Raw genomic sequence first — 16,376 nt, 5'->3', positions numbered from 1 at the left:
TTACCTCCTTAAAAATTCAGGGCTTAGAAACAGTAATACTAATGCCTGATGGCGTGTTTCTGCACGTGTGATCATTTGATAGCTATGTTCGCTTAAGGTGTCAGCAAACAGTGTTTCAATGAGTTTTTTTACATTAATTTTTTGTAAGCGTTTTTTGGTCATTAAGTTGGATATCCAGTTAATTCTAGCCATTAATGCACTGGCACCATCCCAGTCCTCCTGCAGATCGCCATAACCAGCGGGGGAGCCTGCCTGAAATGGCCGTTGCCCTAATACAGTGAGGGCATTCTCGACTTGTTGGATCGGGATATTTTTTAAGGTAATCGCTCGATAAGTAGAAATGACATATTCTCTTGGCGTTTTATATTTTTGTAGCGGTGCTTGCCAACTCAAAGGGTGATTGATAAGAGCCTGAAAGACAACTTTCAATTGTCCATGACTTTTATGCCAGTGGTGTGTTAAGTGATTAATTAATGCTTCAGGCGGTTGATCATTGATAAAATGCTGGATTATTTTTGTACATACAAATCTTGCTGTGTTTGGATGATTTGCAATATCTTTTAGCATTTGTATGCCTTGATTGATGCCATCACTTGGGTATTTTTTGCCCATTAAAGTGCGTACACCGGTTTCATGCATTTTAGCTCGAAAAATAAATCCTTGTTTTTTATCTTTACCGGGCCTGCCCACACTCCAGCCGGTAATTCCTTTCGCTAACTCGGTCACATCTTGTTGTTGATAGCCGCCATTTACCCCTAAGGTATGTAGCTCCATAATTTCTCTTGCTAGATTCTCATTCAAGCCTCTATTATTTTTGGCATAACGTGTTGAAGGGCCTATTGATGTTTCATTGTTGAGATAAATAAGCATAGCCGGGTGTTGATACACTGCTAAAATGAGTTCTTCGAATGACGAAAATAAATGTGCCGCAATTGCCTCTCGTTCTAAGGTAGCGCATAAACCTCTCATAGTACTATTTTGGGCAGTTACACTAAAATGATTTGAAAAAAAGTCTAAGCACCGCCAATTAAAACTATTATCTGCTGTGATTGCTTGTTTAAGCGTATCTTGTATTAGTTTTCTATATAATGGGCCATTTGGGTTTTTAGGTGCTTTGATATTTTTTACTATTGCACTTTGTTGCTGTTTATTTTGCGAGTCACTTGTTAAGTTCAGCTTTTCAGCTTCTTTGACCTTTTTTCTATAGGCTCTTTGCGCCGTTCTAAAGTCAGATTGAATTTTTAATATGTTGTTTGAGTGCGGCAAAGCCGTGTTAAAGTTCACTGCAGGCTGGAAGTTGAGTTGATTTAATAACCATTGCTTTTCTATTTTTTGAATACGCTTCAAATCATTTGCACGGGCCCCTAATGAAAAGCGTTGAGTTGCAATCACTGCATTGTTAAATGTTTGTTTTGAAGAGGATTGCATATGCCGACCTTTTTAGATAAAGCAGTTAAATGATATTAGTCCAATTAAGCAAATATTCGTTCACCGAGATCAAGGGTAGCCTTAGTATATCTGATAGTGTTATTAAGCAAACTTCTATTTATTCAGTTTCATTTGTTGTTTTGATAAGGATATATTAATTAGTTTAATCTTATTCGATTGTAAGGTACTGTTGAGGGCTTAACTTATTAACGAGATTTGATGTGTCCACTTCTTCTAATGCAACGAATAATGTTTACGAACCTCTAAACAGCCAAAAACAATTCAAAATAGCGACGTTTAACCTGTTTAATTACCTTGCGCCACCCGATGCTTTTTATGACTTTGATCGTATTTATTCGGCTGAGCAATGGCAGAAAAAGCAACGTTGGATAAGTGCTTACTTAGAAGAACATCAACCTGATATTATTGGTTTTCAGGAAGTGTTTAGCATTGAGTCCTTACAAGCTTTGGTGGCTGATTCGGGGTATCAACATTTTGCTGTAGTGGATCAACCGACTGTTATTGATGATTTTATTTATCGCGATCCTGTTGTGGCGCTAGCCAGTAAATTTCCGATTGTCGATGTTTCTTCAGTGCCTGTCGATAGCGATCTGGTATTACAACTAGGATTAACTGCTGAGTTTGATTTTAGTCGACAAGTGGTGAGGGCCACTGTTGAGTTTCCTCATCTTGGCTTGTGTGATTGCTATGTGGTTCATTTTAAGTCGAAACGGGCAGCCTGGCAGGCGGAGCCTGAAGCCCTTACTTCATTAGAAGGGAAAGTGATTGAGCAGTTTAAAGCCCAGGTTGCTGGTGGTTGGGCTTCTTCGATACAGCGTGGTAGTGAAGCTACTTTATTGATGATGCAGATGGTTGAAAGACGCGCTAAAACAGGTAATGCAATGTTATTGATGGGAGACTTTAATAACCCATTACAGGATGGTATTTTAGCGCATTTAGTTACCGATAAGTTGTTATTTAATAATGATCAACAACAGCAACAATTAATGCAATTCTATGCGTTACGTGATGCTTGGGATCTTTATCAAAGTCATCATGCGCTAACTTCAGAGCAAACTTTGAAACGTTCACCGACACATTACTTTGGCCAAGGTAGCTCGGTGTTAGATTATATTTTATTATCCAGTGAGTTTGACCCCAAAGCACAATCTAACTTCTTTGCAGTGAGTGAGTATGTGAATACCGATAAACATTTAATAAACCCAAGCTTTGACATCGATGGCGAAAGTACTGATCATGCTGTCGTAAGTATTGGTTTAACGCTTAGAGAATAATAAGCTATTGTTTGATAGTCAGCTAAAAGTAAAAAGGTAAGATAAAAGATGAACGAGGTGGTTACCTTTAGTTTAGTGGCGTTATTGTTAGTGATCTCTCCGGGCCCTAATGGCGTGCTGATGCTAAAAACAATGGCTAGCCAACCTAAATCAGCGGCACTGATCAATTTAATAGGGATTGCTTGTGCTACTTTTATGCACGGTGGCTTTTCTATTTTTGGTTTATCAGCTTTAGTAATGCAATCCGCTGAATTATTTATGGTGATTAAATTACTAGGTGCTGCTTATCTGTTTTATATTGGTTTTAAAGCATTGTATAGCTCCTTTAAAAAAGCTAAAAAAAGTGCGTTACACCGACCTCAAGAGACTATCGCCAAAGCAGGATTAGCCAAAAAATCAATGCGTCATCATGGTTTCATGCGTTGTTTTAATGAAGGTTTTTTGACGCAGTTATTAAACCCTAAAGTATCGATGTTCTATTTAGCTGCTTTTCCACAATTCATTCATTTTGATCAACAACATGTTACTGCTGCCTTTTTACTCGTTGGGATTCATGCATTTTTAATTGTATCTTGGTTTAGTTTATTGATTGTTTTGGTGGATAAACTAAAAGGGTTGCAACAACGTCAAGGCTCTTGGTTGAACCTGTGGACTGAACGCTTATCTGGCGCTGTCATGATTTACTTTAGTTTTTTGATTGTCACCCAAAAATAACTTTAATCGATAAACTTATAACCGACACCATACACTGAGGCGATTGGATTACAGTCTTTTTTGACTGTGTGAATCTTCTTACGAATATTTTTTATATGTGTATCAATATTGCGGTCAGAGACGTCTAACGCATTTTCTTGATAGATATGTTGGATAATATCCTCTCTACTAAAAACTCGGCCTATATTGGTTATAAATAATAGGAATATTTTAAATTCTACGGCGGTGAAATCGATGTTTTTTTGTTCTAATAAAGCCACATAACCTTCAGCATTTAATTGAAATCCAGCATGATTAATAGTGTGTAGAGAGGCTTGGTTTGTTCTACGTAGGACAGCTTTAATCCTTGCCATCACTTCCTTAGGACTAAAAGGTTTAACAATATAGTCGTCGGCACCGCTTTCTAAACCAATCAATCTATCTTGCTCTTGTTGTTTTGCCGTTACCATAATAATAGGCAAGTCACAGAAACTTCTGATCTGTTTACATAAACTCAAGCCATCTACTGCTGGCAACATTAGATCGAGTAAAATTAAATCGACAGTATTATGCTTAATGTAGTCAATCACACCGAAGCCACTGTCTAAGTGATGAGCGTGATAACCCTGTTGTAGGCAATAGGCGATTAATACCTCTGCAATATTTTCTTCGTCTTCAACAATTAAAATGTTTTTGTTATTCATTTAAATTAGCCTATTTGTGGAAGTGTTAATATGACTTGCAAGCCACCCAAGGGCGAATCTTGTAAGGTAATCTGGCTTTTGTGTGCCTCTGATATTTGTTTACAGAGGGCCAACCCAAGCCCTGAACCGCCATATTCACGACTACGTGATTTTTCAACACGATAAAATCGCTCAAATAATTTTTGTTTATCTTGTTCGTTAACACTTGGCGCAGAATCTGCAAAGGTTACTTCGATCTGCTGTTTAACTTGCTTTAGGGTTATTTGCAGTTGACCACCTGGGTTCGTATAGCGGCAGGTGTTTTCTAACAAGTTAATAAATAGTTGCTGCAGACGCTCCTGATCTCCATGTATTTGATAGTTCGCTGAATTGTCTAATCGTAGCGGGGCGAGATGAAGTTGGCACTGCGTAAATCGGGCACTATAAGTATCTATTGTATGTTGTAACAATGTTGCGATATTAAGTGTTTTAAATTGATAACTTAAGCTGGCGGTATCACTGTGTGCAAGCTGTGATAAGTCATCCACGATCAGGTTTAAATTATTGACTTGCTCAATCAATAACTTGATACGTTTTTCATCGGCAGCAAATATTCCATCTTGTACCGCGATTAAGTGCGAACGTAAAACGGTTAATGGTGTTCTTAATTCATGTGAGGTATCAGACATCCATTGGAAACGCATTTTCTGATTTGCTTGTAGCGTGTTAGCAAGCTCATTAAAGTTATTAGATAACGTCCCTAGCTCATCTTGGGAGAGGGGAGTTATTCTATTTGTAAAATTACCATTATTGAGTTCATTGGTAGCCTCGACAATTTGCTGAATAGGTTTAATCAAATGCTTAGCAAGTACAATCGCCATTATAAAAGCCAGTAAAATGACTAACGATGTAATGATAATGTAGTTGTGTAATTGTGCTTCTAAAAAGGCTTCAGTAGGACTATTTGTTGCAAGTTTAGAGGGAACTAATCCAAGCCAACCAATCACTTTATCATTGTATAAAATAGGTTCAATGAGTGCGTTTTCATTGATCGCTTTACGACCGACAATGACTTGTTTTTTCTGGTTATATAAACTGATCCGGCGTCCTGTTTTGAGTAAATCTCCAGGCATTTCAATCCATAATAAAGAGGGGGGATTGCGTTTAGTCGCTTGATCTTGGCTGTTTTGTTGTGGTTCGACAAGGGAACGCCATAATTGATTATTATAAGCAACCGCCTCCCAACTGTTTGTTTTGCTATAAAATTGAGTCAGCTGTTGTTTTATTTGAGAGGAGTGTTTCTGCTCCTGCTTTTCAATAAAGTGGTTAAACTCAGAAGTGAAATTAAGATAAATGAATACAAACATCACTCCTACTAGGGTGATGTTTGTAATAAAAAAGGCAAGAAAAAACTTATGTATTAATTTCACGGTTTCTCGTTACTCATAGACTTATCGTCTGCTGTTAATCGTTGGCAGTATTGCATATTGATGATCGTGAGACAATTTTTGAGTTGTTTGCCTTTTAGTTGGATATTTCATTAGTTAACCTTACTTAGAAATGCGCGGTTGCGCTTTCGCCTGCTTTAAGCAATTGATATTGAGGCTTTACAAAGCTAGCGTGCACTATTCCTAAGGTTTTAGAGAAAGATACCGAGATATCAGTGACATTGGCAACGGTGTGCTTAGCTTGTAGTAGGATAACCATTTCACCTTTTTGTTGTGACACAATATCTGCTCTTTGTAAGCTTATTTTCTGCTTATTCACTTGTAAGCTGATGGTTGCCAATAGTGCTTTTTCGATAAAGGATTTTTGCTCACTCGCAGTTAAGTCATCAGGCATCACTTCAGGTAAGTCACCCATTAACCAAGCAAGATTGTTTTGCAGGGCAATCACTAAATGATCTTCTTGAGTGATAATTTTTATAGCAACTTGCCCGTCACGTAAGATAACTTGCGCGGTGCTTTCTTTTATTGTGTGTGCGCTGATTACACTGCTAAAACAGACTGCAAAGAATAAACATAGCCAGCGGACAGATTTCATTTTATGAGTCATTTTGATATCACTTCTTTAGGTTAACTTTCTGATCACTCATTTGGGGGCCTCTACAAAAAGTACCGGTTTCTATTTTCCCCTCATTGCTAATGGTCTTTTGTTCGAAATCGTAACATTGCTCGCCTTGCTCGCTTGCTCGATAGGTTGTAAAGTAACTTTCACCTTGATAGCTATAGCGCATACTGCGGCTTCCATCTTCTTCTGTAATGTATTGTAGATCATCAACTCCGCCCCTTGGAGGCTTAAGGTCTGCTCTTATTCCTTGAGTATCACCGCTTAATGGTGCAACTCTTGGTAATTCGCTAGTATCTACTTCTCCGACTAAACATTGGATAATATAAGGTGGTTTAGTCGAGGTGTGATAACGGTAACCAAACTGCGCATCAGTTTGACCATTACATACATCTAGACTGCCTTCAGCAATTGTACTGCCATCAGGGTTTTCATTACCGTATAAAGGGTAACCATCATATCCCCAACCAATAATGGCATCACTACCTTGGTTTTTCATTGCATCGATCATACAAGTAGGAGCAACATGATAGTGGTAATCATCACCTCGTCCTGAATGACCGCCGCAAATATCTAACTGCCCAAGTGCTAATGTGTCATGGCTAGCGTCATACTGATTAACAGAAAGCTCGCCTTGAGACGAATAGTCATAAATTGGAACACCGTTAACTGCAACTCCAACAGCGGCATCAATGGTTGTTATTTCAGTTGCTTTTTGAGGGTGTAATTTAATTGGTGCTGCATAATTTTCAGCGGGTACTGGAACTTGTTCATTAGTGCCAGTAATACCTGTCATCATTGGGTGATCTGGATAGGTAGATGATTTGACATAAGCATATTCTTGATCACAAGTGACCTTAACACTATCTGCAAATCCTGCTTCTTTGATTGAGTCCTCTATGACTTGGCATCGTTGAGAGTCATTATCCTGTGGCATAGGTTGAGTACTTTTTATCGGTGGTTCAGGTGCATGTTGTTGATCTGTTTCACCGCGTTGGTAGGTAACTGACATGTTAGCCGATGCTAGGGTGATACCTTCCATCGCCTTTAATAAAGTCGCTCTATCAACCTGTGTATTATCACTTAACTCAAGCAGGTCAGATAACGCATAAACAGTGAAGGTGTATGCTTTTTTTCCAGGTCCTTTTGAACAAGGTGGTGCATATTCAGTGTGTTCATTAATGCTATTAATACCTTGCGTTACTTGTTCTGTATTCAAGGAGAGGTCGCTGTCTAGTTTGCTGATATTGGCAGCTAAGTTATATAGCGTTAAGTAGGTATGGATACCTTCAGGTGCATTATGATGCACGATAACAACATAGGATTTTGTACCTTCAGGGGCATCATGCCAACTTATTGGTGGCGTAATACTCTCGCCGTCACAGGTATACAGTTTAGGGAGTGTGCCACCGTCTTGCATAACCGAGCTACTGACGGTGAACTTGGTTTGTTGGTTGCTTAGATCATTACAAGCGCTAAGCAATACACTGCAAAGTAAAGTGATTGTGCTTATCCAGATTTTATTCATAGTTAAGATCCGATTAATATCAAACAAGGGAAGGTTATAGATATTAAGAGTATAAAGAGGAAATGTAGGGGAATTATGTAGTTGTTGAAAAATAGCTAAAAAAAAGCCAGAACATAAGTTCTGGCTAACATCTAATGGTTAACTAATTAAAATTAAGCGTTATGTTTACGGATAACCGTTAGCATCTCTTTTAATAGTTTAGGGTTTGCTGCTACAACATTACCTGTTTTGAAATAATCGTTACCACCGTTAAAGTCAGTCATCATTGCACCAGACTCTTTTAATAATAGCTCGCCTGCTGCGATATCCCATGGTTTCAAACCAAATTCCCAGAAACCATCCATACGGCCAGCTGCAACGTATGCTAAATCAAGTGCAGCACTACCGCCACGACGCATATCAGCAACATCAGTAAAGAAGTCTTGGAAGATATTTAAGTAAGTTTCAATATTGTATTTTTGTTTAAATGGGAAACCAGTTGCTAACAATGTACCTGTTAGTTTAGGTGAAGTACTTGTACGAGTACGGTAACCATTGATTTGTGCGCTTTGACCGCGTACTGCAGAGAATAGCTCGTTGCGAATAGGATCGAATACGATACCAACTTCAGTACGGCCTTTGATTTTTAAAGCGATTGAAACAGCAAAATGAGGAATACCGTGAATGAAGTTTGATGTCCCATCTAATGGGTCAATAATCCACTGGTGGTCAGTATCTTTACCGTTATCGATACCTGACTCTTCAGCAACAATGCTGTGATCAGGGTAAGATTTACGTAATGTACCAATTATTGCAACTTCAGCTTCTTTATCAACGCTGCTGACATAGTCATTTAAAGACTTTTCTTCAACTTCAACCGATTCTAGATTTTCATAACCTTTAACAATAACTTTTCCGGCATTACGCGCGGCACGAATCGCAATATTCAACATTGGATGCATAGTAGGACCACCATTAGATTTTAAAAGAACGTGAAGGGAAATTCCTTCGGCGCAAGATTATACATAGATCACACTATTGTGCAATGATTTAATTGTTTAAATTTTAACCTTAAATGTATCTGAACACCATCTGAGTGGTTTAGTTGTTAATAAAACAGTGGTAAACTTCGCGCTCGAAAAATTACTGAATCTCGAAGGAAGAACAATGCTAGACAATGTACGCATTATATTAATTGGTACCTCTCACCCTGGTAACATCGGCAGCGCAGCTAGAGCAATGAAAACAATGGGTTTGACTGATTTAGTGTTGATTGATCCCGAATGTGAGGTTGATGGCAAGTCTGTTGCACTCTCTGCAGGTGCAAGTGACGTATTAAAAAATCATAAAGTCTATAAAACACTCGATGAAGGTATTGCTGATTGTGGTTTAGTGGTTGGAGCAAGTGCTCGCCCTAGAACGCTTGACTGGCCTATGCTTGACCCAAGAGAAATGGGTGAAAAAGTAGCCAGTGAAGGTAAGAAGCATAAGGTTGCTTTAGTCTTTGGTCGTGAAAATAGCGGTTTAACTAACGATGAACTTCAAAAGTGTCATTTTCATGTGTTTATTCCTGCAAATCCTGACTATAGCTCATTAAACCTAGCAATGGCTGTTCAAACATTGAGCTATGAAACACGAATGGCTTTTCTTGCTTCTGAAGCATTCCCTCCAGTGGTCGAGGAATACCCAAGAGCAGAAGAGTTTGAAGGAATGCTAAAGCATTTGGAAAAAACATTATTCCAAATAGGTTTCATTGTGCCGGCTCACCCAGGATTAGTAATGGAGAAGCTGCGTCGTTTATTTAACAGAGCAAGACCTGAAAAAAATGAATTAAGAATGCTTCGAGGCATTTTTAGTAGTATGCAAAAATCGGTTGAAAACAATCCTGACCGTTCGCGCAATGATGACAGTGACAATAAGCACTAGCATCGAATAAATTATAAAAAATGACTTCCCCTCGGCTGTCGTATTTAGCATATTAATATATATCCGCTAAATGAAATTCACCTAACACTGTGAATATAGGCAGCCAATCTATGTTATTCGTAACAGAAAACAGTAATAAGTTTATTAATAGCAAGCTGCTTAATATATTCACTTAATAAGAGCAGTGGAGAAAAAAATGAAACTACCAATTTATCTTGATTATGCAGCAACGACTCCAATGGATCCGCGAGTGGTTGAAAAAATGGTCCAATATTTGTCAATGGATGGTGATTTTGGTAACCCGGCATCTCGTTCACATCGTTATGGCTGGCAAGCTGAAGAGGCGGTGGATATAGCTCGTGAACAAATTGCTGAGCTGATTAATGCAGATTCTCGTGAAATTGTTTTTACCTCTGGTGCGACAGAATCTGATAATCTAGCCATTAAAGGTGCAGCACATTTTTATCAAGATAAAGGTAAACACATTATTACTGCTAAAACAGAACATAAAGCTGTTTTAGATACCTGCGAACAACTAGAAAGTGAAGGCTTTGAAGTCACTTATTTAGTGCCACAGCAAGACGGTATTATTAGTCCAGAGCAGTTACAGGCTGCCTTACGTGCAGACACCATATTGGTGAGTTTAATGCATGTGAATAATGAAGTCGGTGTGGTTCAAGACATTGCTGCATTTGGTGAGTTATGTCGTGAAAATAATACTATTTTGCATGTTGATGCAGCGCAGAGTGCTGGTAAAGTTGGTATTGACATTCAAAAAATGAAAGTTGATTTAATCTCATTTTCTGCTCATAAAGTTTATGGTCCAAAGGGTATTGGCGCACTGTATGTGAGTCGCAAACCACGCATTCGTTTACAACCACAAATGCATGGTGGTGGTCATGAGCGAGGTATGCGTAGCGGCACATTAGCAACGCATCAAATTGTTGCAATGGGAGAAGCTTTTCGTATTGCCAAAGAAGAGATGCACAGTGAAAACCAGCGTATTCTTGGATTACGTGAGCGCCTGTTAAATGGCCTAAAAGATATGCAGGAAATTTACATTAATGGCTCATTAACGGATCGCGTTGCCGGTAATCTTAATATCAGCTTTAATTTTGTTGATGGTGAATCACTGGTAATGGCCCTAAAAGACTTAGCCGTGTCCTCAGGCAGTGCTTGTACCTCGGCAAGTCTTGAACCATCTTATGTACTTCGAGCGATCGGCCTAGAGGATGATTTAGCACATAGCTCGATTCGATTCAGCATTGGTCGTTACACAACAGAAGCTGAAATTGATTACGCAATTAAAATTATCCATGAAAATATTGGCCGCTTACGCGCAATGTCACCGTTATGGAATGCATTCAAAGACGGTATTGCTAATCACTAAAATTAGAGTGAGCTTTTAAATGGTTCACTACACTAGATTGCTGAAAAAAGTCATTAATTCAGCAATCTTTACACTTTCTATTACTTCTATGTAAAACTTACAATGTGTCTTTAGGTACATTACTTAAACAACTTCTTTTGCTAAAAACCTATCGGCACAGTTAATATAAACATAACCACTTTCAACCTAGGAATATTATGAGCCAAGCATTTTTAGTAAACTTATCGGATCAAAAAGCAAACCCAGTTTGGGGTGAAAATGCTTTATTATCTTTTGATCAACAACAAGCAACCATTCATATTAATTATCAAAATGATGTTTTATCGCAGGTACAAAGTGCTGCGCGTAAATTAGATGGAATGTCGTTACCTTCTATTCAATTAGCCGGCGAACAGTGGAACTCTGAATTATGCTGGGCATTTAGCCAAGGCTTTTACAACGCAAAAAGTGGTGCGAAAGTATTGTTTCCAGAGCTTGACCAAGAAGCAATGGAAGCTTTAGAAGCGAAAAAACATATCAGTGAATGGGTAAGAAATACCATTAACCTAGGGCCTGATGCACTAGCACCAACAGTATTAAGTGAAAAAGCCTGCGCTTTATTAACTGAAGTTTGTCCTGATAGCAGCATGTTAACGCAACAGGAAATTACAGGTGAAGCCTTAATTGAACAAGGGTTTACTGGTATTTATACCGTAGGTAAAGGCAGTGTTAATGCACCTTGTATGCTACAGATTGATTATAATCCAACTGGTGATGCCGACGCAGCCATTGATTTTGCTTTAGTAGGTAAAGGGATTACTTTTGACTCAGGTGGTTATAGCTTAAAGCCAAGTGCTTCAATGGCAGCAATGAAAAGCGATATGGGCGGCGCAGCAACCGTCACTGGTGCATTAGCATTAGCGATTGCTAACGGGTTACAAAAACGCGTTAAGTTATATTTATGTTGTGCAGAGAATATGATCAGTGATAAAGCCTTTAAATTAGGTGATGTGATCACCTATAAAAATGGCGTTACTGTTGAAGTATTAAATACTGACGCAGAAGGGCGTTTAGTCTTAGCTGATGGGCTAATTGCAGCACAAGAAGATGGTGCAAAACAGATTATTGATGCAGCTACCTTAACGGGTGCAGCTAAAGTTGCAGTGGGCCGTGATTACAATTGTGTATTAAGTATGGATGATGAATTTGCTGAGTCAGCATTAGCGTCGGCAAAAGAGACCAATGAAAAATTATGGCGTTTACCGTTAGAGTCATTCCATTTACAACAAATAGGATCATCATTTGCTGATATTGCTAATATCCATAGTGGTGGAGAAAGTATGGCAGGTGCATCAACGGCCGCTGCATTCCTTGCTAAATTTGTTAAACAGCCTGAAAGCAATTGGTTACATTTTGACTTGTCTGGTAGTTATTCACTGACGGCTAACGGTTTATGGTCAGCGGGTGGTAAAGGCCATGGCATTGAAACTATCAGTGATTTATTACTGAAATAAGCTATTTTAACCAGTAAAATAGTGCTATTAATTAGTGTGATTGGAATTACTCATTAAGCCAATATTTTATTTAAATATTGGCTTTTTATTATCAAAAAAGAAGTGTTTTAAAGTGTGAAATTAACTTTTTTTCCGTATAATCGGCGCTTTTAGGTAATTTATACTTATTGAGATTGGCTTTTAAGTGGGAAATGTTGTTTATGGGTTTAAAAATACTATTCGTTTTATCTGGTTTTTCACTATTAATGGCTTGTTCAAGTAGTTCTGTTGGCCCAGTACCGGCTGGCCAAGACAGTTATTTAATTAGCAAAGAGCCTTCAACATTTTCTAATAACGAAGATGAACTTTTAGCTTCTATCCTCTCTCAGGCAAATGATTATTGCATAGAGAAAGAACGTTATATGGAAGTGAGAGTGTTAAATGAATACTTTAATTTCTTCGGTGGAGACAGTAAAACAACCTTGGTTTTTTCTTGTTTAAATGAAAAAGAAGCTATCTATGAACAACTTCCCGAAGTAGTAATACAACAGCCAAGCGCTCCGGCCACAGCACCTGTTGCAGAACCTGTCGAAAATGAAAATGAATTCCCGCAAAATATAACTAAATTTGTTTTTTAAATGATTAGGGTAAATAAGAGTCATTCTTATTTACCTTTTTTTTCAATCAAGTAGCCACTTCTTTAAACAACTATCAACAGGTTGTTTTGTAAAATAAATTCTTAAATGACCCATAAAGCCCGTTATTTTATACGCCGTTTTTTTGTTATTTATGCTATTATCAGCGTCTATTTTTTCTTCAAAATATCAAAACTGAATTAGAGCGTTTAACAGATGATCCCAAACTTAAACCACCAAGAAAATATTAAGCAGGATACTTTTGCTTTTCTTAAAGCCTTGAATGAAAGTGATTATTCAGGTGAAATTGCCAAAAGCTATGCAAGTCGCTTATCTGCCGCAACGGATAACAGTGTTTATCAATGTTTACCACAGGCCGTTATCTACCCTAAGTCGACAGAAGATATCATTGCGATTTGTAAAATTGCTCAGTCTGATGCTTTCGCTGATATTCGCTTCTCACCTCGAGGTGGTGGTACAGGAACTAATGGTCAATCTTTAACCAATGATATTGTGTTAGATTTATCTAAACACATGAATAATATATTGGAAATAAATGTTGAAGCGGGTTGGGTTCGGGTACAAACAGGGGTGGTTAAAGATCAGTTAAACGATATCCTAAGACCGCACGGTTTATTCTTTTCCCCTGATCTGTCAACGAGTAATCGTGCAACCATTGGTGGCATGATCAGTAATGATGCATCAGGACAAGGGTCATTAACTTACGGTAAAACAAGTGATCATGTGTTAGGCCTCACTTCAGTGTTAATTGATGGCACATTGTTAGAAACTAAACCATTAACTGCAGTTGATTTAATTGATCAAGTTGAGCGCAATGATTTAGTGGGTAATATTTACCGTCAAATCATCGATACTTGTGAAACTCAACAACAAAATATTGAAAACACCTTCCCGAAATTAAACCGCTTTTTAACTGGGTATGACTTAAAGCACGTTTATGATCACGAGACGGGGACTGTTGATTTAACGCGTATTTTATGTGGTGCAGAAGGATCATTAGCTTTCATTACCGAAGCGAAACTGCATGTACAAAAAATACCAACATTCCGTACATTGTTTAATATTAAATACGATAGTTTTCAGTCGGCACTACAGAATGCTCCTTTCTTAGTCAAAGCGAATGCGCTTTCTGTAGAAACAGTGGATTCGACGGTTTTAAACTTAGCGAAAAAAGATATTGTTTGGCATAGCGTTAAAGAATTGATTAGCGATGTACCCGGACAAGTGCTTGATGGTATTAATATTGTTGAATTTGCTGAATCTGATGAAGCGATTGTTCAACAAAAAATTGATGCCTTGATTGAGATGTTAGATGGCTTAATCGAAAATAAACAAGCGGGTGTAATAGGTTATCAAATTTGTAGTGACTTAGCGGATATTAATAAAATTTACGGAATGCGTAAAAAAGCCGTAGGTTTGTTAGGTAAAGCCGACACACGTGCAAAGCCGATTCCATTTGCAGAAGATACTTGTGTTCCTCCTGAGAACCTTGCTCCCTACATCATCGAATTTAGAAAGCTATTAGATGAAAAAGGCTTACATTATGGCATGTTTGGGCATGTTGATGCTGGTGTTTTACATGTTCGCCCAGCGTTAGACTTGTGCGATCCTGAGCAAGAAGTCTTGATGCGTGATATTTCTGACAAAGTGGTGGCATTAACTGCGAAATATAAAGGTTTAATGTGGGGAGAGCATGGTAAAGGCTTCCGTAGTGAATACGGACCAGAGTTCTTTGGTGAAGTTTTATTTAATGAGCTGAGAAAAATTAAAAGCGCATTTGATCCTAATAACCGTATTAATCCAGGTAAAATCTGTACGCCAATTGACTCAAGTGAGCAATTGGTGAGTGTTGATGCAGTTAAACGCGGCACATTTGACCGTCAAATACCAATTCAAGTACGTGAGAGCTACGCACAGGCCTTAGACTGTAATGGTAACGGCTTATGTTTTAATTATGATACAAAGTCGCCAATGTGTCCTTCTGTGAAGGTAACAAAAGACAGAGTGCACTCGCCAAAAGGGCGCGCCGGGTTAATGCGAGAGTGGTTACGTCAATTAGCAAATAACGAAATTGATATTCTGCAACTAGAAAATGATTTATACGCTGGAAAAAATGCCAGTATTTTCACTAAGTTTAAAAATACATTAGCAAAACGCAAAGGCGAATATGACTTTTCTCACGAAGTGATGGAAGCGATGCAGGGCTGTCTAGCGTGTAAAGCGTGTAGTAGCCAATGTCCAATTCAAGTGGATGTACCAACCTTTAGATCGCGTTTTATACACTTGTATCACGATCGCTATATGCGTCCAGTGAAAGACTATTTTGTTGCTTATGTAGAACAATATGCGCCGTTAATGGGTAAAATGCCGCGTTTCTTTAACTTTTTTACTGATTTAAAAGTGACTTCGGTATTAACAGAGAAAGTTGTTGGTATGGTTGATATTCCACAACTGTCTTCACCGACGTTAAAAACAGCATTACAAGATAATGATATTGCTGAATTTGACTTAGCTAAATTACAAGCTTTAAGTGAAGAAGAGCGTCAACAATATGTGCTTGTAGTACAGGACCCATTCACTACTTTTTATGATGCTGATGTGGTTAGAGACTTGTTTTTAACTATTAAAAAATTAGGTTACAAACCCGTATTACTGCCTTTTAAACCTAATGGTAAACCGCAACACATCAAAGGCTTTTTAGCTAAATTTGCGAAAACAGCGAAAGATTCTGCTGCGTTTTTAAACCAAATGGCGGCCTTAGATATTGCCATGATAGGGACAGATCCTGCGATGGTATTGTGTTATCGTGATGAGTATAAACAAGCGTTAGGTGAGCAGCGCGGTGAGTTTAATGTTCAGTTATTTCAAGAATGGCTGAAAACACGTTTACCAGGTGAAGCAAAAGCCTCACAAGGTAGTGAATTTTACTTGCTAGGGCACTGTACTGAAAAAACAGCTGAGCCAACATCAGGCAATGATTGGGCAACTATTTTCAATCACTTCGGTGGTACGTTATCGAATGTTGCTGTGGGTTGTTGTGGTATGGCAGGTACTTATGGGCATGATGCTGGAAAATTAGCTGATTCTAAAGCAATTTATAGCCTAAGTTGGGAAGCGGAAATTGCCAAGCATGATAGAGCGCAATGTTTAGCAACAGGGTATTCTTGTCGTAGCCAGGTGAAACGGATTGAAGGTGAAACACTTAAACATCCGGTACAGGCTTTATTAACGCTATTGTGATCTAGAAAAGGTGAGCAAT

General features: G+C 38.3%; 13 protein-coding genes. 7 read left to right on the top strand and 6 right to left on the bottom strand.

Annotation, left to right across the window (positions count from 1 at the left end; translation table 11 throughout):
* Nucleotides 1-1,428: a DUF1800 domain-containing protein gene (locus V6256_RS06335; RefSeq protein ID WP_341597235.1), complete on the bottom strand. Its 1,428-nt coding sequence runs from the start codon at nt 1,426-1,428 to the stop codon at nt 1-3.
* 221 nt (nt 1,429-1,649) lie between these two features.
* Here V6256_RS06335 and V6256_RS06330 point away from each other — a divergent pair, with 221 nt between their 5' ends.
* Together V6256_RS06330 and V6256_RS06325 are read left to right on the top strand one after the other, a co-directional pair.
* Nucleotides 1,650-2,723: an endonuclease/exonuclease/phosphatase family protein gene (locus V6256_RS06330; RefSeq protein WP_341597234.1), complete on the top strand. Its 1,074-nt coding sequence runs from the start codon at nt 1,650-1,652 to the stop codon at nt 2,721-2,723.
* 48 nt (nt 2,724-2,771) lie between these two features.
* The gene (locus tag V6256_RS06325) at nt 2,772-3,437 is read left to right on the top strand and encodes a LysE family translocator (RefSeq protein WP_341597233.1); all 666 of its coding nucleotides are present in this window, start codon (nt 2,772-2,774) and stop codon (nt 3,435-3,437) included.
* A 2-nt stretch (nt 3,438-3,439) separates the two neighbouring features.
* Here the strand turns inward: V6256_RS06325 and V6256_RS06320 are convergent, their stop codons facing one another.
* The 5 genes from V6256_RS06320 to suhB all read right to left on the bottom strand — a co-directional run bounded on the left by V6256_RS06320 (nt 3,440) and on the right by suhB (nt 8,635).
* Nucleotides 3,440-4,120, bottom strand: coding sequence for a response regulator (locus tag V6256_RS06320; protein WP_341597232.1), 681 nt, complete (start codon nt 4,118-4,120; stop codon nt 3,440-3,442).
* A 5-nt stretch (nt 4,121-4,125) separates the two neighbouring features.
* A complete protein-coding gene (locus tag V6256_RS06315; RefSeq protein WP_341597231.1) occupies nt 4,126-5,466 on the bottom strand; it encodes an ATP-binding protein in 1,341 nt (446 codons plus the stop codon).
* Nucleotides 5,467-5,653: 187 nt separating this feature from the next.
* Nucleotides 5,654-6,154, bottom strand: a complete 501-nt coding sequence (locus V6256_RS06310) for a hypothetical protein (RefSeq protein WP_341597230.1) — start codon at nt 6,152-6,154, stop codon at nt 5,654-5,656.
* A gap of 7 nt (nt 6,155-6,161) precedes the next feature.
* Nucleotides 6,162-7,694: a YbhB/YbcL family Raf kinase inhibitor-like protein gene (locus V6256_RS06305; RefSeq protein WP_341597229.1), complete on the bottom strand. Its 1,533-nt coding sequence runs from the start codon at nt 7,692-7,694 to the stop codon at nt 6,162-6,164.
* Nucleotides 7,695-7,846: 152 nt separating this feature from the next.
* Nucleotides 7,847-8,635 (bottom strand): inositol-1-monophosphatase, encoded by a 789-nt coding sequence (suhB, locus tag V6256_RS06300; protein WP_341597228.1) that lies wholly within the window; start codon nt 8,633-8,635, stop codon nt 7,847-7,849.
* Between the two features lie 205 nt (nt 8,636-8,840).
* Here suhB and trmJ point away from each other — a divergent pair, with 205 nt between their 5' ends.
* The 5 genes from trmJ to ydiJ all read left to right on the top strand — a co-directional run bounded on the left by trmJ (nt 8,841) and on the right by ydiJ (nt 16,357).
* On the top strand, nt 8,841-9,599 hold the full coding sequence (trmJ, locus tag V6256_RS06295; RefSeq protein WP_341597227.1) for a tRNA (cytosine(32)/uridine(32)-2'-O)-methyltransferase TrmJ: 759 nt from the start codon (nt 8,841-8,843) through the stop codon (nt 9,597-9,599).
* A 196-nt stretch (nt 9,600-9,795) separates the two neighbouring features.
* The gene (locus V6256_RS06290; RefSeq protein ID WP_341597226.1) at nt 9,796-10,989 is read left to right on the top strand and encodes an IscS subfamily cysteine desulfurase; all 1,194 of its coding nucleotides are present in this window, start codon (nt 9,796-9,798) and stop codon (nt 10,987-10,989) included.
* Nucleotides 10,990-11,186: 197 nt separating this feature from the next.
* Nucleotides 11,187-12,482, top strand: coding sequence for an aminopeptidase PepB (pepB, locus tag V6256_RS06285; RefSeq protein ID WP_341597225.1), 1,296 nt, complete (start codon nt 11,187-11,189; stop codon nt 12,480-12,482).
* A 200-nt stretch (nt 12,483-12,682) separates the two neighbouring features.
* Nucleotides 12,683-13,099, top strand: coding sequence for a hypothetical protein (locus tag V6256_RS06280; RefSeq protein ID WP_341597224.1), 417 nt, complete (start codon nt 12,683-12,685; stop codon nt 13,097-13,099).
* A gap of 213 nt (nt 13,100-13,312) precedes the next feature.
* A complete protein-coding gene (ydiJ, locus tag V6256_RS06275) occupies nt 13,313-16,357 on the top strand; it encodes a D-2-hydroxyglutarate dehydrogenase YdiJ (protein ID WP_341597223.1) in 3,045 nt (1,014 codons plus the stop codon).
* The last annotated feature ends 19 nt before the right edge of the window (nt 16,358-16,376 follow it).

It is taken from the genome of Psychromonas aquatilis (assembly GCF_038155185.1).
In the GTDB taxonomy this organism is placed as follows: domain Bacteria; phylum Pseudomonadota; class Gammaproteobacteria; order Enterobacterales; family Psychromonadaceae; genus Psychromonas; species Psychromonas aquatilis.
The sequence above is the reverse complement of the archived record's forward strand: the minus strand, read 5'-3'. Positions and strand labels throughout refer to the sequence as shown.